Source organism: Myxococcales bacterium, assembly GCA_016720545.1.
Lineage (GTDB): Bacteria > Myxococcota_A > Polyangia > Polyangiales > Polyangiaceae > JAAFHV01.
Genome location: JADKKK010000003.1, coordinates 18452 through 34152 on the forward strand (window position 1 = coordinate 18452; position 15701 = coordinate 34152).

Sequence of the window (15701 nt, forward strand, 5' to 3'; positions counted from 1 at the left end):
GCCGATTTCCCGGCAGATCGCGCATGGCACACCTTGTGGAAAGAGGCCTCCATGAACAACAGCACCCCGTCCCTCGCCCTGCTGGTCAGCCTCTCCAACGACACCCTCTCGACGACGATCGACGATCGCCGCCCCGACGCGCTGGCGATCTTCGCGCCGCTTCCGGACGCGCAGCGAGCCTCGCTCGCGGAGGACGCGTGGGTGGTCGGGCTTCGTGCTGTAATGAACGCGCACCGCGCCGCGGAGGAGTCGCGCCTCCAGGACATCGGCAAGGCGCTCCTCGACGACGTCGACGTGGAGCTTCGCGAGCACGTGCGCGTCCAGCAGGAGGCCATGGTCCGCGAGCTCCAGCGCTACTTCGACCCGAAGGACGGCCAGGTGGTCACCCGCATCGACGGGTTCCTGAAGGACGGCGGCGAGCTCTCGAGGTCCATGGAGAAGTTCTTGGGCCCCGAGCACGGTGTCCTCGCGACCACCCTCGCCAGGGCGCTCGGCGACCAGAGCCCGCTCCTCCGCAGGCTGAGCCCCACGGACAGCGAGGGCGTGGTTTCTCTCATCGAGGCCAGAGTCCGCGAGGCGCTGGAGATGAACCGGACGGCGGTGGCCAAGGCGCTCGATCCCCTCGTCCCGAACGGCGCCGTGGCGCGCTTCCTCGGCTCGCTCAAGCAGGACCTCGAGAAGGCGGACGGGGAGCGCACAAAGCAGCTCGCGTTGGCCACGAAGGCCCTCGACGCCAACGACGAGACCTCTCTCCTCAGCCGACTCGTGCGCGAGACCCAGAAGGCGCGGGCCACGGTGCTGGAGACGATGAACCCCGAGTCTCCGGGGTCGCCGTTGGCGATGCTCAAGACGTCGCTCACGGTCATGCTCGAGACCCACGCGAAGTCGCAGGCCGAGGTGATGGACGGGATCAACGAACGCCAAAAGGAAGTTCGAGCAAGACATGCGCGACGTGGTCACGCGTCTGGACGAGCGCAAGCGCGGCGACGCCAGCTCACCCCGCGGGGGCCGGCGTTTCGAGGACCAGGTGTGCCTCTTCACGCGCAGCGTGCTCGGAGGAGTCCCGGTGTTCGTGGAGGACACGGGCAACACGACCGGCGATCGCTCGGGCTGCAAGGTCGGCGACCAGGTGGTGCGGTTTCACCCGGAAAGTGTCTACGCCGGCTCGAGCGTCGTCATCGAGGCGAAGCGCGCCGACAACTACACGATGGCGAAGGCCCTCGCGGAGCTCGAGCTCGCAAGGAGCAACCGCAACGCGCAGGCCGGCGTGTTCGTGTTGGCGAAGAGCGCGGCGCCCTCGGGGTTCGCCCGGTTCTCCCGCTGCGGAAACGACGTGGTGGTGGTCTGGGACGAGAACGACGAGGGCACCGACGCGTACCTGCAGGCCGCGCTCTTTCTGGCGCTCGGGTCTCGCCTCACGGCACAAGCGGGGGGACGACGAGGGCAACATCAAGGCGCTCGCCGACGTGGAGCACAAGATCGAGCGCGAGCTGAAGCGCCACGAGAAGATGCGGGGGCTCGTCGAGACGATTCAGAAGAAGGCCGACGAGCTGGCCGACGAGCTGCGCATCGGCACGAAGGGTCTGAATGGGCTCGTGCGGGACGCGAAGGCAACGCTGAAGGCGCTGAATGTGGAGCTGGCGAACGTCGAGGAAGAGCGAGCGGAGCCGCTCGAGCTCCCGGCGGGGGAGCTGGGGGACGCTCGGGCTGCGCTCAGTGCGGCTTGATCGTCTCGCTCATCCATGAAACCTAACTAACCGGAGGGAGGAACCATGAAGAAGCAAGTCTCGCAAGTCCCCGCGGAGGACACCTACGACACCCGCTACGATGACGCGCAACAAGCGGCCGAGGCCGCCGCCTCGCGCACGCCTGGACCGGCAACCTGGGGCTTCTTCGCCTACAACCAGGTCGTGAAGGGGAACCTCTCCATGGACGCGGGAATGGCCAGCCTGAACGTAGCTCTCCGCCGCTTCTCGCAGTTTCGGTGGTGGGGACAGTTCAAAGACCTCGCCAAGGGCGACGGGAAGTTCGAGCGCGAGATCCGTGCGTGGGCCCGGGAGCGGTCGGGAGAGGACGAGGCGGACTCGTCGCCGATTCGCGCACGCGAGATGGCAGAGTTCAAGGAGGCGCTGACGCAGTACGGGTTCTGAGCTGGAGCTCGCGGCCCCCGACATGGCTCGCGAGCGCTCCGGCCTTCGAGCCGGCCCCGACCGCATGGTCGATCGAGGACTGCAAGACCGCGTGTTTCCGGAAGGACCGGCGGGAGGGCGGAAGCTCGGCGAGCGACGATTGACGGAGCAGGTGCGGTCCGTCGGGCGGGGCAACGCGGAGGAGCGGAAGATGAGCGGGAAGAGCAAGGTCAAGGCACCGAAGAACAAGAAGCCGGTCTTCTTCAAGAAGCCGACGGAAGACGAGACCGACGAGCAGCTCGCTGACGCGATCTGCGACGCGCTCCTACCGATCGTGAACGAGGAGAGGAGACGCGAGGGGCTTCCTCCTCTGGAGTGACGAGGGTTCTGAGATAGACACAGAATGACAACTATCCACGCGAGGGAGCGCGCGCTGGCACCACTCCTCTGACGACCACGCCGTGTGCTGGTGATCGAGAGGGGGGCTCGCTCGCGCTACGCTCGAGCAGATCCTGCGTGGTAACCTGGGTTCGAGCGCGCGAGCCGAGATTCTGGGGCGGAAGGACGGTGCATTCATGCCTCGCGTTGAGATCGACATCATTGGCGACATTCATGGCAACCTGAGACCGCTAACGCAGCTTCTCGCGGCGCTCGGCTACGACGAGCGCGACCACTGGAGGCATCCCGACCGGCGACGGTTGCTCTTCGTCGGCGATCTCATCGATCGCGGACCGGCGAGCTTCGAAGTGGCTGAGCTCGTGCGCTCGCTTTGCGAGAGCGGCGAGAATCTCTGCCTGCTCGGGAATCACGAGCTGAACCTCGTCGACTGGCACCGCGGTCGAACGGGGTCGAAGCACTCCAATCTGCAGACGATCGCTGCGATCGAAGCGGATCCGGGGCGCTGGGCGGCGATCCTCGACTTCTTCGAGACGCTCCCACTCGCGGTCGAACTGCCTGATCTCCGAGTCACACATGCGGTGTGGCATCAGGGCTGCTTCGACCAGCTCCTGCCCGCGCTGCAACGCCCGGTTGCTGGACACACGCTGTCGAGCTTCTGGAGGGACGCGATTCGTCTCCACGCGCCGTTCGAGGGGGGCAAGATGCGCCACGGTCTCCCCACCGTACGCTTCCCGGGACAATGGGAGAACGCGCTTCAAGTCTTCTTGAAGGGCTACGAATCGAAGGCGCCCGTGGACTTCGTCGACAACGACGGCGTGACGCGGGATAAGGTCAGAACGGAGTGGTGGAAGCCTGAGTATGGCGAGGTCCCGCGCGATCGTCGCACCATCTTCGGGCACTACTGGAACATGCCGCCGATCGAATCGCGTCACGAGGCTTTCGTTCCACCGCACCCGAGCGGCCATCCGAATCTGCGGCGATGGGCTGGCGAGCATCACGCGCACGTCGCGAGTGCGGGGACGCGATCGGTGGGGGCGAACGAGATCGCGGTCTGCATTGACCACAACGGTGTCACGAAGGAGGGCGCTCGAGCGTGCGTGGGCGCGTACCGTTATCCTGAGGCCGAGGTCGTCTGGCGCGCCGCCGATCTGAAGATGTGAGCCGCGCCGCGTAGCAGGTGCGCTGAGCGCGGTGTGCGGGCATCCGACGCTGGCGCATCCCTGGACACCTCCGATAGGCTCCCCCCATGTCGACCGACCTCTCCACCTTCGTTCCCCCTGCCCCGCTCGTCGACTCCATCCGGTCCGGCCGTTGCGTGGCCTTCGTAGGCGCGGGCTTCTCCGCACCAACGATTCCCGGCTGGTTCGGGCTCCTCACCGAGCTCGCCACGAAGGTGAAGGACCCAGACGACAAGGCCCGTATCCAGGCGTGGCTCGGGCCAAGAGCGGGCGGGCTGACCCCGCGCGACTACGAAGGCCTCGGTGAGGAGCTGCATGCCGCGCTGGGCTCCGAGTTCCGTAGCAACTTCGTCAGGTGCTCGCCAAGACGCCCAAGGCGGAGACCCAGGAGCGGCTCAAGCTGCTCCGCGCCATCCCGTTTCACAGTGTCCTCACGACGAACTTCGACAGTCTCCTCGGCACCGCGTCGATCCCTGACCCAACCGCCTTCGCCAATGTGCTCACCGCCGAGACCCGTGACTGGTGGCACCACGAGCTCTGGGACGACGCAGATCGAGACGCCCACTGGGCCGGAAAGCGACTCATCGCCCTCCACGGACAGGCCTCTTCCGACCGCGGAGAGGTCGTGTTCACCACGCAGAGCTACAGGCGCTTGCTTCACGAGAAGCCCGCGTATCGCGCCTTTCTGCGAACTCTTTTCGCCACCCGCAACGTGCTCTTCCTGGGTTTCTCGTTCACCGACGCGTACATCAACGAGCTGCGCTCCGAGATCCTCGCCGCCGATCGGGATCGAGCGCGTCGCGACAGCTGACCGACTACGCGGTCCTCGAGGACGTGCCTCCCGCGCTCGCGAAGCATCTCGAGACGCGGGAGAGCCTCGTGCCCCTCAACTTCTCGACCGTGCGCGACGGCACGCCCAAGCGCGACTTCACGGGGTTCGACCGATGGCTAAAGGCCATCCACGACGCCACCGCTCCGCGCGAGTCGTTTCGGGCGGGGCTCGCGCGGCTCAAGAAGAGCCCCCGCATTCTCTGGTGCGATCCCGCGCGCGAGAATAACGCGCTCGGGAGGCAGGTCCTGGGGGCCGGCCACTCCGACGGGGTCTTTGTCGAGGAGGTCAAGACGGTGGAGGAGGCCCTCGCCGCGCTTCGGCGCTCGAAGGAGACCCCCTACGATCTCCTGGTGACGCGCTGGGGACACCGTGCGCCGGGCGAGTCGGACGCGCTCGAGCTGCTCGAACGGCTCGCGTCCGGTCCTCGCCCGCCCGTCATCGTCTTCGCGTCGGGGCAGCAACGCGGAGAGAACCGAAGGCTCGCGCTCTGGCATGGCGCCCTCGCCTACACCGACACCTGGAGCGAGCTCTTCAGGACGATCGATCGTCTCCTCACCGACGGCGACCTCTCGCCCCGCCGCGTCGCCGCAAAGCACGACGCCAAGTGAGGACGGGGGCGCCGACCAGTCCGAGCGGACTCGCGGCCGAGCTTACGGGCTGCGGATCTGCAGTCAACCAACGGGGAGAACGACATGAGCAAAACGAAGGCAGCGGCCAAGCCAAAGGCAGCGGCGAAGCCAAGAGCAAAGGCTGGCGCCAAGGTGGCCAAGGCGAATCCCAAGAAGAAGCCGCTGTTCTTCAAGAACCTCGATGCCGACGAGACCGCTGAGCAGGTCGCAGACGCCATCGTCGAAGCGTTCCTGCCTGTGATCAACGAGGAGAGGCGGAAGTGCGGGATGGGGCCCTTGCCTGAATAGGTTCTGGGAGTGCAACCACGTTGGGGAGATCGCTCGGATGGACATCGTGTGGGATGGCATCACGCAAGCCGAGACACTGCACGAAGATGCGGCCCGGACCCGCCACGCCCTCGCCGACGCTGCCAAGCGGTACGAGTGGCCACGCGTGTTCGAGCTCCTCTCGAGGCACGACGAGCTGGTCAATACGACGCGACCTGGCGGCTCGTCGCTCTATGCGCCGTTGCACCAAGCCGCCCACGGTGGTGCCCCGGTCGAGGTCGTCCAGCGTCTGATTGGCATGCTCGCCTGGCGTACGCTCCAGAACGCGCGCGGCGAGCGGCCCGTCGATGTCGCCGAGCGAGAGGGCCACGGTCACCTGCTCGGCGTGCTGGCCCCGGAGCACAAGCACCGGGTCCCGCTCGGGGTATTGCTGAAGCTCCAAGCCCATTTCCACGCCGTCATCCGCAGCCGGGCCGAGGAGCTCGTGAACGAGCACCGGCTGCGTCTACCGGAGCTGGAACCGCTGCTCGAGCTGGAACAACCGCAGATGTGGTTCCCGGTCCCCGGCATGTACGGCGGGTTCAGCTACCGGCTGGAAGTGGTCGGGGTCGAGGCCAAACTGGTCTCCGAGAGCTGGTGCCGGGTGGTCGACGGGTCCGGCCAGCGGCACGAGGTTACTCCAGCGGGGAGCCGGTGCGTCGCGGAGGGCTTCGTGTAGCACTTCGGTGGCGCCCCCCATCTCTTAAGGAGCCCGGCCCCACGGGAAGTAGCGTTCCCTCAGCGCACTCGCGGTCTCGTCCGGGAGCACCCCTGGCGTCCCCACGAGGCCCTCCAGCGTCCTCGCCTCGAACGTGCCTTCATCCCGCAGGACTTCACGATAGCGCGCCGCCGCTCCGGCGAAGCTCGGGTTGCCCTCGGGGTACGTCAGCACGAATCGCCCCCACGCCCACTTCCTCGACGGGTGCTGGAGCATCGCGAGCACGAGCAGGTGATCGAGCCATATTTGCTGAAGATCGGTGCCGACGATCCGCTCGCGCCAGCCCTCGACGAACACCCCCGATCGCTCCGTGACCTCGGCGTACCGGGCGAGCGCCGCGGCCTTCGGGGCGGGCTCCGCGATCGCGTGCTCGTGGTACTTCGTCTCGATGCCCACGATCGCGCGCTTGTCGCTTCCCATGGCGATCTCGAACGCTGCGTCGAAGGCACTCTGGTTGCCGAGGAAGGACGGGTCACGTCGCCCCGGCGAGTACTCGAAGCGCACCTCGGTGCGGTCGCTTTCCGGAGCGTCAGGGGCGTCAGGCCACCACGCTCGCACGGCGCGCGTCGCGGCCTCGTGAGAGCTCGCGAGGTCGCCGAACAGATTGAAGCAGAGCGGCATCGACGAGAGCAGATCCGCCCAGAGGCGCTCTTCGCTGATCATCTGGTACTTCTCGGGCGCTGCGAGCCGGGCGCGCACGGCAGCAAGGGCGCCGGGCGTGAGGAAGTTCGCGCCGGAGGAGCGCGCAAAGCCGAGCTCGAGTCGACTCCCGACCGGGGTCGCCTTCGAACCACCACGATAGGGGTGGGCTCCGATCGGGTGGCCGTGTGCTTCGCGCCACCGGGCTTGTCCCGAGCGGGCGCGCTGCTTCCACGCGGTCGTTGCAGGATCACGTGAAACGCGGTCGACCGCGAAGGTGCAGTGGACCGGAGCTGGGAGGGGCTCCTGCTGTGGTTCGGTCATTGGGTCTCCGGCTTTCCGCGCGGCGAGAACGCCGCCGCGACGACGATAGCGCGCATCGCGAGCACCATGTGGTCTCATGGACGCGGGCGAAGGCGACCGGTGGCGGAGGTGGCGGAGAGGAGCGTTGACCATCGTTCTCGCGCGCCACTCCCACAGCCCGGCCACGAGCCCTGATCCGCGCGCCGGAACCCCCATGATCGACCCCAGCCCCCCCGTTCGGGTTGCCCGGAGCCCGATTTCGAGTGCGCAAAGCCATGATCGACGACCCGGAGCGCCCAAAATCGCGCCAGGGGTGACCGCGGCGGGCCCCGGAACCCCTGATCGCCGACCCAGCGGCACCCTGACCGCGCCAGGAGCGCCCCGAGCGCGCGCGCCGAGGGCTGATCGCCGACCCGGCGCGGCTGATCGCCGACCCGGCGCGGCTGATCGCCGACCCGGCGCGGCCGAAAGCGCGCCAGGCGTGACCGATCGCGCGCCAGGCGTGACCGATCGCGGGCCAAGCGACGCTCCGGAGCGCGCCGACGGCTGCATTTGCCCGGCAGTTTCGATTTCTTCACTGTTCTTCATTTCTCACGCAACGCCGAGTTCGACCCCGCCGAGAGGAGGGCATCAGCGCACACGAGGCGGATCCCCGAAGGCGGGCGCTGGAGGATAGACACCCAAGGAGAGGACAGATGAAGACCCAGTCGAACAAGAAGTCCCCGAGCGGCAAGTCCGCGCCCACCTCGCCCACGTCGATCGAGGTCTTTGCCAACAACCAGAAGCAGCTCGAGGCCGTGGGGCCCCGCAACTCGCCCACGCGCGTGGACTCGCTGGTGGCAGAGGGTCGCCTCCTCGCGGAGGTGGCGCGGCGCCACCGGGCCAAGCTCGTCGCGGTGGGCGTCTCGTCGGCGCTGGTCGACTCGCTCGACGAGCGCGCGACGATGGTCGAGGGCGCGCAGCTCGCGCAGCGACAAGCCGCGCGAGGGAAGGACGCCGACGAGCTCGCCATCACCGAGCGGGCCAGCGCGGTGCGGGCCGAAATCCTGCGCAGCGTTGGCTTCGCGATGCGACGGGATCCCGAGGTGCAGCGGCGCGTCGACGCGATCCAAGACGGCACGGGCCTCGACGATCTCGTCGCGGATCTGGGCGCCTGCGCCGAGCTCTGCGACGCGTACCCAGCGCAGCTGGCCGGCGTCCAGGTGAACGCCGCCAAGCTCGCCGCCGAAGCGCGCGCGATGCACGCCACGCTCTCGACCACGGTGCGCGATAGGCGCCTCCGTACGCTCACCGTGACGCAGCACACGAACGCGCGCGATCGCGCGGTGGCCTATCTGCTCGAGGCGATGACCGAGGTGCGTGAGGCGGGGCTCTTCGCGTTCCGCAACGACCCCAAGGAGGCGCGCTCGTTCCGGTCGATTCACGTGAAGCGCTCGCGACGTGCGAAGGCAGACGTGGTCGTGGCGCCTGACGGCGCGCCGGAGTCGCGCGTGGGCTGAGAGGACCGTGATGCCCGTGATGGATGGGTGAGGGATGCGCCCTCGAGCCGTGGCTCGGCGGCGCTTCTTCTTTTTTGTTCAGGCTCCCGAGCGGGAGATGGCCCTGAGGCAGGTGGGCTTCCGCCCCGAGGAGCGTCGGGGACCTTGAAGGATCGCGGGCGCCGAGCTCAAGAGCCGCCCGACGGGGCGCCGGTCACCGGCGATCAGGGACGCTTCCCCTCGTGGAGAGGCTCGAGAGTGGGGCTCGACCCGCCGCAGTGGGGAGGCTCGCCGGGCTCGCCGGCCTCAACCCCCGAGCACTTCGTCGAGGCTCGCCGCGGTGAGCACACGCTCGCCCCAGGTCTCCAGCGTGGCCACGTCCGCCGCCTCGAGTCGCGCGTTTGCAGCGTCGGGCAGCGGCCCGAAGCGCAGCGTGAGCAGCTTGCGCAGCATCCGCAGCTCGCCTTGGCGTTCCCCCCGCGCTTCCCCCCGCGCTTCCCCTCGCGCTTCCCCTCGCTGAATCAGCCTTTCACCCGCGGTCATGAGCGCCTCCTTCACCTTCTCGTCCCCCATTGCGGCGTCGAGTTGCTCCAGCACAATCTCGGGCTCCTCGGGGTGCACCATCAACACATACCGCAACACCGTCCGCAGCGCCGCCGCCCCGTCCGGCGCGGCCATGACCTCCTCCACCAGCGCGCCCCACTCGCGCAGCCCCGCCACGAGCTCCGTCGGCTCTCGCGCGTGCCGCAGGCAATACATCACGAGCCGTCCCAGCGCCGTCATCGCGCGCTCGCGCAGCGCCTCGTCGGTCTCCATTCCGAGGTCGTCCAGCAAGAACCGCATCCGGAGCACGTGGGGTCCGGCGGCTTCGAGCGCCTCCGCGTCGAGATCGTAGAGGTCCTCGAGCGTGCGCGCGCCTGTCCATCCGCCCGCTCCGTGGTGGAGCACCACCGGCACGATCGCCGGCAGCTTTCGCGCGTCCGCGTGCTCCTTCAGCCACTCTTCCCAGATGCGCACGCTGTACGCGACCAGCCGGAAGGCCATCAGCGAGTGCGGCGCGCTCTGGTGCTCGAACAGGAGGTAGACCAGTGCGTGCTCGTTGGCGCTCGCGCCCGCAGCCGGTGCCACCTGCTCGACGCGCTCGACGCGAAAAAGCAGATCGGTGTGGCGGTCCTTCAGCTTCGCGTCGACGAAGCTCCCCGGCACCCGCTCCAGCGTGGCCCACGCGAAGCGACGCGCGAGCCCCTGCGGCAACACGGATCGCAGCGCCCCCTCCGCGTGGCGCGGGTCCGAGAACGTGTTCTTGAACAGCGCATCGTGGGGGCTCCGGGACATGGTGCTCCGTGGCGCCGCGAGGACGGCGCTGCGGACCCTTCGCAAGGACGGGGCCATGGCCAAGTCACACGAATTCTCGGTCGCCACGCTCGCAGGTCCTGTCACCGGACACGCCGCGGACGTCCGGGGACGGTCGGCGTGCCGCACTCTGGGACACGCTCGAGGCCGTCCCTGGCTCCTTCGTGGACGCCGAGCTCAAGAGCCGCCACACCGATCTGCTCTTCCGCGTGGCGCTCTCGGGGCGAGAGGCCCGTCTCTATCTGCTCTATGAGCATCAGAGCACCCCGCACCCGCTCATGCCCTTTCGGCTCGTCGCGTATGCGGTTCGCATCTGGGAGGCGTGGCTGAAGGAGCACCCCGGCGCGACGGCGCTCCCCGCGATCCTCCCGGTCGTCCTTCACCACGGCGACGCTGGCTGGACGGCGGCGCGTTCGCTCGAGGAGCTGTACGATCTCGACGAAGATACCCTCCTCGCCGCGGGCGAGCACGTGCTGTGCCATCGCTTCGTGCTCGACGAGCTCGTCACCGAGAGCGACGAAGCGCTGCGCGCGCGCGCGATGTCCGCGCTCGGCCGGCTGGTGCTCTATTGCTTCCGCCACTCGCGCGATCCCGAGGAGCTCGTGCGCCATCTGGGCGCGTGGGCGGACCTCGCGCTCGAGGTCATGACGGCTCCGGACGGGCGAGCGGCGCTGGAGGCGGTGTTGCGCTATGTGATGATGGTTCACCCCGCGGAGTCGCGGATCGTACTGGAGCAGCTGCGTGGAGCTCTCCCCGACGAACGCTTGAAGGAGACGCTCATGACCGCTGGCGAAGAGTTGATGCAAAAGGGCGAGGCACGGGGAGAGCTCGAAGGCAGACGCGTCATCTTGCGCAGGCTGCTCACTCTGCGCTTCGGTGCGCTCCCCGACGCCGCACGCACTCGCCTCGACGCCGCGGACGTGATCACGCTCGACACGTGGGCGGAGCGCGTGCTCACCGCGGCGACGCTGGAGGATGTCCTCGCGGGCTGAGTGCGGCGACGACTGCCCACGGTCAACGCGGGCGCGATGGCCTCGGCGCGGCGGACCCAGGGACTCGCGACCACCGCGTGGGTCACGTCCAGCTTCCCGAAGGAGCGATTGGGCGGGTCCTTCGCACGCTTCGGTCGAAGGGATCTCGAGGGCCAAGCCGGCGGGGCGCCCGATCGAGCGCCCCTGGAGCCCCACGAGTCATCCCCCGCGACGTCATCCAGTCATGTCCAGTTGGAGTCCCGCTCTCCGTCCCACCGCGCTTGACACGCCGGTCCGCCTCGCCGACATCACGGGGATGAACTACGACGAGTTCACGAGGGCATTCCTGGTCACCCTTCGGGACTCCGGGCTTCGCCCGCTCCGCCCCGAAGAGCGCCTCGGTCTTCGCTTCGGCGATCGGACGTTTCGATCGGCGTCGAACCGCTCGACGAGGAGGTAGGGAAGCCTTTCCACGTGGCCGCTTCGATCTCGTTCGAGTGGAGCGCCCTTCAGGCGGCGAGAGCCGCGACGTGCGAGGAAGATCTGATCGCGGAGCTCCTCGGCGACGACGGCGGCGTCGAGACCGAGCGCCCCTCCCTTCGCGTGGACATCAAGCTCCACGCCGGACTTCCATCGGGCAAGCGGATCCCGATGCCCGCGGCCACCGTGTGGGCCAAGTGGAGCCGAGAGGCCCTGGCCCGCCTTGAGAAGGTCGAGCCCCTCATCGCCGAAGACGCCGTCCGGGAGACGCCCGAGGGTCGGCTCGCGATCCTCGCGTGGCAGGGCGATCCCGAAGCGAAGATCACGTGCAACCCCCTCGGCGAGCTGCGCCTCGAGTCGCTGACGGTGCGCGCCTTTCAGAGCATTGACCTACCGCGCACCTGGGACGATCCGGCGCGGGAGCCCGACGAGGCGCCCCACGCCCAGCTCCGTGCGATGTTCGAGCGCGTTCGCGCTGCGCTTTACGCGTGGGGTGAGGTCATGGACCACTTCCGGCCCGGCGCGCAGGCCTGACGGGAGCGCGAGCCCCACAGGACTTGGCGTCCTCGGCGTCTTGCCGGTTGAACCTTCTCGCTTCATTCCGGGCCTCGACGATCTCGTCGCGGATCTGGGCGCCTGCGCCGAACTCTGCGACGCGTACCCCACGCAGCTCGCCGGCGTCCAGGTGAACGCCGCCACGCTCGCCCCCGAGGCGCGCGCGATGCACGCCACGCTCTCGACCACGGTGCGCGATAGGCGCCTCCGTACGCTCACCGTGACGCGGCACACGAACGCGCGCGATCGCGCGGTGGCCTATCTGCTCGAGGCGATGACCGAGGTGCGTGAGGCCGGGCTCTTCGCGTTCCGCAACGACCCCAGGGGAGGCGCGCTCGTTCCGGTCGATTCACGCGAAGCGCTCGCGACGTGCGAAGGCAGACGTGGTCGTGGCGCCTGACGGCGCGCCGGTCGCGCGTGGGCTGAGAGGACGTGATGCCCGTGATGCCCGTGATGGGTGAGGGATGCGCCCTCGAGCCGTGGCTCGGGGGCGCTTCTTTCTTTTGTTTAGGCTCCCGAGCGGGAGATGGCCGTGAGGCAGGTGGCCTTCCGCCCCGAGGAGAGCCCCCTTGTCCGTCCGCGCAGGCTGGGTCCTGCTGGCTATCCCGGTGGAGCGCGCCGGGCGGTGTCCCAGGACACCCCGTGGGCCGTCCAGGACACTCCGCGCCTCACGACGCAACGAGGATTCGTGCCGGCTCGCGCTGGCCTCGAACTTGCCATATGGGGCTCGTGCCCCCGAACCCCCACGACGCCCTCTTCAAGTCCACGTTCGCGGACCCGCGGCACGCCGAGGGTGCCCTGCGAACCGCGCTCCCGAAGGGGCTCGCCGCGCGCTTCGACTGGACCACGCTCGAGGCCGTCCCTGGCTCCTTCGTGGACGCCGAGCTCAAGAGCCGCCACACCGATCTGCTCTTCCGCGTGGCGCTCTCGGGGCGAGAGGCCCGTCTCTATCTGCTCTATGAGCATCAGAGCACCCCGCACCCGCTCATGCCCTTTCGGCTCGTCGCCTACTCCGTTCGCATCTGGGAGGCCTGGCTGAAGGAGAACCCCGGCGCGACGGCGCTCCCCGCGATCCTCCCGGTCGTCCTTCACCACGGCGACGCCGGCTGGACGGCCGCGCGTTCGCTCGAGGAGCTGTACGAGCTCGACGAGGCGACCCTCCTCGCCGCGGGCGAGCACGTGCTGCGCCATCGCTTCGTGCTCGACGAGCTCGTCGCCGAGAGCGACGAAGCGCTACGCGGTCGGGGGATGACGGCGCTCGGCCGGCTCGTGCTGGTCTGCTTCCGCCACTCGCGCGCCCCCGAGGAGCTGGTGCGCCGCCTGGGAGCGTGGGCGGACCTCGCGCTCGAGGTCATGACGGCTCCGCACGGGAGGGCGGCGCTGGAGGCGGTGTTGCGCTATGTGATGATGGTTCACCCCGCGGAGTCGCGGATCGTACTGGCACCCCGCGGAGTCGCGGATCGTACTGGAGCAGCTTCGCGCAGCTCTCCCGGACGAACGCTTGAAGGAGACGCTCATGACCGCTGGCGAAGAGTTGATGCAGAAGGGAGAGGCTCGGGGAGAGGCCCGCGGAATCGTCGTCGGCGAGGCCCGCGGAGAGGTCCAGGGCAGACGGGTCATGTTACGTAGGCTCCTCACCCTCCGGTTCGGTGCGCTCCCCGACGCCGCGGTCACCCGCCTCGACGCGGCGGACGTGGTCACGCTCGACACCTGGGCGGAGCGGGTGCTCACCGCGGCGACGCTGGAGGATGTCCTCGCGGGCTGAGTGCGCTCGGCGCGAGAGCGCGCCCCCTCAGTGCAGCGTGTGCCACGCCCCCGCGTGCTCCACCTTGGGGAGCCGCGCCGCCGGCGGCACGCTGGGCGGGGCCGCGGTGGCGGCGTTTGCGTTGGCGCGGGTGGCGAGCTCGATCTGGCGGAGCACCTCGTCCATCTGCGCCTCCTCGCGCTCCCACCGCGCGAGCACCAACTTCGAGCTGCGGCGGCGCTTCCACCAGGCGGCGGCGAAGAGCGCGACCATGAGCACCGACACGAGGGAGCCGACGATGGACCAGAGCGGCATGCGCCGGGCCAGGTCCTGCTTCCACTGGTACTCGAGGCGGCGCAGATCGGCGCCGTAGGCGTTGCTCACCGCGGGCTCGAACGGCTGACCGGCGGCCACGCGGTCGAGCAGGCGGACGAAGCGGGCGTGATCGTCGCGGCGACTCAGAAAGCGAACAAAATCCGCCGATTGCGCGTAGGCGAGGCTCACCTCTTGGCCGTTGCCGTGGAACTTGCGATCGAGCTCGGCCACGGGGACGAGCGTGTTGGACAGGCTGGCGGCCTTCAGGGTCTCCACGCGGTCGAGCGCGAGCTCGCCCGAGAGCTTGACCGCGAGGCCCTCGTTGAACCAGCGGGGCACCGAGCCCTGGCCGAGGGCGTCGCACACGGCGATGTGGACGAGCTCGTGGCGGAGGGTCTCCTCGAGCTTCGTGGGCTCGCCGCCGCGGGGCCCCACGAGGGAGACGAGGACGAGCTTGAGCGGGCCGTAGGCCACGCCGCTCGCGTACGCGGGCGGGGGCGCGCCGATGGGCGCGAGGCGAGACATCTCGTCGAAATCGCGCACGATGCGGACCTCGACGCGCCCGAGCACGGGCCGGCCGAGCTCGATCGTGAGGAGCTGCCGGGTGGCATCGAGGTCGGGGAGGATCGCGTCGACCCGCGACTCGTACGCGCGCGGGAACGTGACGGTGAGCCACTCCGACCGGCGCGCGAGGAAGTCGGCGGGCACGGGGGGCACGACGATTTCCTGAGGGGCCTGGAGGTACGGCGCGTCTTCCGGGGCCACGACGACGCCGGCGTGGCCGACAGACGGCCAGACGAACGACGCGAGCAGGAGGACGGTGGCGAGGAGTCGGGCGAGCGCACGGGTCATCGGGGCACCTGCATCTCAAGGTGGATCGAATCGGACGAGCTGTCGCGCGTCGCCAAGAAGAAGGCCCCACCGAGCACGACCGCCGCCCCCGCGGCGCCCCAGAACCAGGGCGACTGGTAGAACGCGGAGGACCCCTCCGTCTTCGGGGTCGCCGCGCGCGCGGCCGCGGGCCGGGCGGCCGCGGGCGCGGTGCCAGGCGCGGGCGCGGGCACGAGGCGCTCGAGCGAGGCGCGGGCGGAGGCCCAGGGGCGCTCGCCCGGCTCCGCGCGCAGCTCGATGGGGGCGAAGCGCCCCGCAGGCGCCGAGCCCTCGCCCGCGACGAAGACCTTCACGACCGGGCGCTCGCCTTCGGCGCCGGGGGCGACCACGAAGACGCCCTCGAGCCCGTACTCCTTCGCGAGCGACGCGAGCAGGCGCCGGGCGGTAGGGCCGTCGTCGGTGATGGCCTCGCGCGTGTCGGCGAGGTCCACCAGGGCAGGAGGCTTCGCGGGGGTGGGCGCGCCGGCGAAGACGCGGGCCTGGGCCTCGCTCAAGGTGGGGCGGAGGCGCGGAGAGGCGTAGACCTCCTGCGCGAGGGGCCACGCGGCGTCGAGGGAGGCCGCCCGCGCGAGCACGGCGTAGCCGTGCGGGGGCTTCGCCAGAGGCGACGTGGGCGCGGTGTCGGCGCCAGCCCCCGGGGAGCCACCGCAGCCGAGCGCGGCTCCCGCCGTCGACAGCGCGAGCGCCCAGGGCGCCACGGCGAGTGCGCTGCCGCGAAGGCGCGCGAGCGTGGAACCGGACGAGTGAGCGCGAGCGGGAGGGAGCATGGGGTCGTTCTGCT

The 15701-nt window shown here is 69.5% G+C and carries 19 protein-coding genes; 15 read left to right on the forward strand and 4 right to left on the reverse strand.

Features of this window, described 5'->3' with window-relative positions; genetic code table 11:
- The first annotated feature begins 51 nt into the window (after nt 1-51).
- The 9 genes from IPQ09_07180 (at nt 52) to IPQ09_07220 (ending at nt 6152) form a co-directional block, all read left to right on the forward strand.
- On the forward strand, nt 52-1494 hold the full coding sequence (locus tag IPQ09_07180; GenBank protein ID MBL0193996.1) for a hypothetical protein: 1443 nt from the start codon (nt 52-54) through the stop codon (nt 1492-1494).
- Nucleotides 1467-1727: a hypothetical protein gene (locus IPQ09_07185; GenBank protein ID MBL0193997.1), complete on the forward strand. Its 261-nt coding sequence runs from the start codon at nt 1467-1469 to the stop codon at nt 1725-1727. The genes IPQ09_07180 and IPQ09_07185 overlap by 28 nt, the downstream gene beginning before the upstream one ends.
- A gap of 45 nt (nt 1728-1772) precedes the next feature.
- Nucleotides 1773-2150, forward strand: coding sequence for a hypothetical protein (locus tag IPQ09_07190; protein ID MBL0193998.1), 378 nt, complete (start codon nt 1773-1775; stop codon nt 2148-2150).
- A 190-nt stretch (nt 2151-2340) separates the two neighbouring features.
- Nucleotides 2341-2508: a hypothetical protein gene (locus IPQ09_07195; GenBank protein MBL0193999.1), complete on the forward strand. Its 168-nt coding sequence runs from the start codon at nt 2341-2343 to the stop codon at nt 2506-2508.
- Between the two features lie 196 nt (nt 2509-2704).
- Nucleotides 2705-3688, forward strand: a complete 984-nt coding sequence (locus tag IPQ09_07200) for a metallophosphoesterase (GenBank protein ID MBL0194000.1) — start codon at nt 2705-2707, stop codon at nt 3686-3688.
- A 373-nt stretch (nt 3689-4061) separates the two neighbouring features.
- On the forward strand, nt 4062-4517 hold the full coding sequence (locus IPQ09_07205) for an SIR2 family protein (GenBank protein ID MBL0194001.1): 456 nt from the start codon (nt 4062-4064) through the stop codon (nt 4515-4517).
- 23 nt (nt 4518-4540) lie between these two features.
- Nucleotides 4541-5146: a hypothetical protein gene (locus IPQ09_07210; GenBank protein ID MBL0194002.1), complete on the forward strand. Its 606-nt coding sequence runs from the start codon at nt 4541-4543 to the stop codon at nt 5144-5146.
- Between the two features lie 84 nt (nt 5147-5230).
- Nucleotides 5231-5455, forward strand: a complete 225-nt coding sequence (locus IPQ09_07215; protein ID MBL0194003.1) for a hypothetical protein — start codon at nt 5231-5233, stop codon at nt 5453-5455.
- 37 nt (nt 5456-5492) lie between these two features.
- Nucleotides 5493-6152 (forward strand): ankyrin repeat domain-containing protein, encoded by a 660-nt coding sequence (locus IPQ09_07220; protein ID MBL0194004.1) that lies wholly within the window; start codon nt 5493-5495, stop codon nt 6150-6152.
- Nucleotides 6153-6176: 24 nt separating this feature from the next.
- Here IPQ09_07220 and IPQ09_07225 read toward each other — a convergent pair whose 3' ends face one another.
- Nucleotides 6177-7154, reverse strand: coding sequence for a hypothetical protein (locus IPQ09_07225; protein ID MBL0194005.1), 978 nt, complete (start codon nt 7152-7154; stop codon nt 6177-6179).
- 674 nt (nt 7155-7828) lie between these two features.
- On the opposite strand from IPQ09_07225, the gene IPQ09_07230 reads away from it, so the two are divergent.
- Entirely contained in the window at nt 7829-8632 is an 804-nt protein-coding gene (locus IPQ09_07230; GenBank protein ID MBL0194006.1) for a hypothetical protein, read from the forward strand.
- Between the two features lie 285 nt (nt 8633-8917).
- On the opposite strand, the gene IPQ09_07235 is transcribed toward IPQ09_07230, so the two are convergent.
- On the reverse strand, nt 8918-9946 hold the full coding sequence (locus IPQ09_07235) for an Rpn family recombination-promoting nuclease/putative transposase (GenBank protein ID MBL0194007.1): 1029 nt from the start codon (nt 9944-9946) through the stop codon (nt 8918-8920).
- A 182-nt stretch (nt 9947-10128) separates the two neighbouring features.
- On the opposite strand from IPQ09_07235, the gene IPQ09_07240 reads away from it, so the two are divergent.
- The 5 genes from IPQ09_07240 (at nt 10129) to IPQ09_07260 (ending at nt 13735) form a co-directional block, all read left to right on the forward strand.
- A complete protein-coding gene (locus IPQ09_07240; GenBank protein MBL0194008.1) occupies nt 10129-10956 on the forward strand; it encodes an Rpn family recombination-promoting nuclease/putative transposase in 828 nt (275 codons plus the stop codon).
- Between the two features lie 453 nt (nt 10957-11409).
- A complete protein-coding gene (locus IPQ09_07245; GenBank protein ID MBL0194009.1) occupies nt 11410-11949 on the forward strand; it encodes a hypothetical protein in 540 nt (179 codons plus the stop codon).
- A gap of 40 nt (nt 11950-11989) precedes the next feature.
- Entirely contained in the window at nt 11990-12370 is a 381-nt protein-coding gene (locus tag IPQ09_07250; GenBank protein MBL0194010.1) for a hypothetical protein, read from the forward strand.
- A gap of 329 nt (nt 12371-12699) precedes the next feature.
- Nucleotides 12700-13599: an Rpn family recombination-promoting nuclease/putative transposase gene (locus IPQ09_07255; protein MBL0194011.1), complete on the forward strand. Its 900-nt coding sequence runs from the start codon at nt 12700-12702 to the stop codon at nt 13597-13599.
- Nucleotides 13589-13735, forward strand: a complete 147-nt coding sequence (locus IPQ09_07260) for a hypothetical protein (GenBank protein MBL0194012.1) — start codon at nt 13589-13591, stop codon at nt 13733-13735. Before IPQ09_07255 ends, IPQ09_07260 begins: the two co-directional genes overlap by 11 nt.
- A gap of 27 nt (nt 13736-13762) precedes the next feature.
- Here the strand turns inward: IPQ09_07260 and IPQ09_07265 are convergent, their stop codons facing one another.
- Nucleotides 13763-14881 carry a hypothetical protein gene (locus tag IPQ09_07265; protein MBL0194013.1) on the reverse strand — a complete coding sequence of 373 codons (1119 nt, stop codon included), beginning with the start codon at nt 14879-14881 and terminating at the stop codon, nt 13763-13765.
- The gene (locus tag IPQ09_07270; protein MBL0194014.1) at nt 14878-15687 is read right to left on the reverse strand and encodes a hypothetical protein; all 810 of its coding nucleotides are present in this window, start codon (nt 15685-15687) and stop codon (nt 14878-14880) included. Before IPQ09_07270 ends, IPQ09_07265 begins: the two co-directional genes overlap by 4 nt.
- Between the last annotated feature and the right edge of the window lie 14 nt (nt 15688-15701).

Coding starts and splice junctions, on each gene's coding strand:
- IPQ09_07180 (MBL0193996.1), top strand. CDS start 52: ATGAACAACAGCACCCCGTCCCTCGCCCTGCTGGTCAGCCTCTCCAAC.
- IPQ09_07190 (MBL0193998.1), top strand. CDS start 1,773: ATGAAGAAGCAAGTCTCGCAAGTCCCCGCGGAGGACACCTACGACACC.
- IPQ09_07195 (MBL0193999.1), top strand. CDS start 2,341: ATGAGCGGGAAGAGCAAGGTCAAGGCACCGAAGAACAAGAAGCCGGTC.
- IPQ09_07200 (MBL0194000.1), top strand. CDS start 2,705: ATGCCTCGCGTTGAGATCGACATCATTGGCGACATTCATGGCAACCTG.
- IPQ09_07215 (MBL0194003.1), top strand. CDS start 5,231: ATGAGCAAAACGAAGGCAGCGGCCAAGCCAAAGGCAGCGGCGAAGCCA.
- IPQ09_07220 (MBL0194004.1), top strand. CDS start 5,493: ATGGACATCGTGTGGGATGGCATCACGCAAGCCGAGACACTGCACGAA.
- IPQ09_07225 (MBL0194005.1), bottom strand. CDS start 7,154: ATGACCGAACCACAGCAGGAGCCCCTCCCAGCTCCGGTCCACTGCACC.
- IPQ09_07230 (MBL0194006.1), top strand. CDS start 7,829: ATGAAGACCCAGTCGAACAAGAAGTCCCCGAGCGGCAAGTCCGCGCCC.
- IPQ09_07235 (MBL0194007.1), bottom strand. CDS start 9,946: ATGTCCCGGAGCCCCCACGATGCGCTGTTCAAGAACACGTTCTCGGAC.
- IPQ09_07260 (MBL0194012.1), top strand. CDS start 13,589: ATGTTACGTAGGCTCCTCACCCTCCGGTTCGGTGCGCTCCCCGACGCC.
- IPQ09_07265 (MBL0194013.1), bottom strand. CDS start 14,881: ATGACCCGTGCGCTCGCCCGACTCCTCGCCACCGTCCTCCTGCTCGCG.
- IPQ09_07270 (MBL0194014.1), bottom strand. CDS start 15,687: ATGCTCCCTCCCGCTCGCGCTCACTCGTCCGGTTCCACGCTCGCGCGC.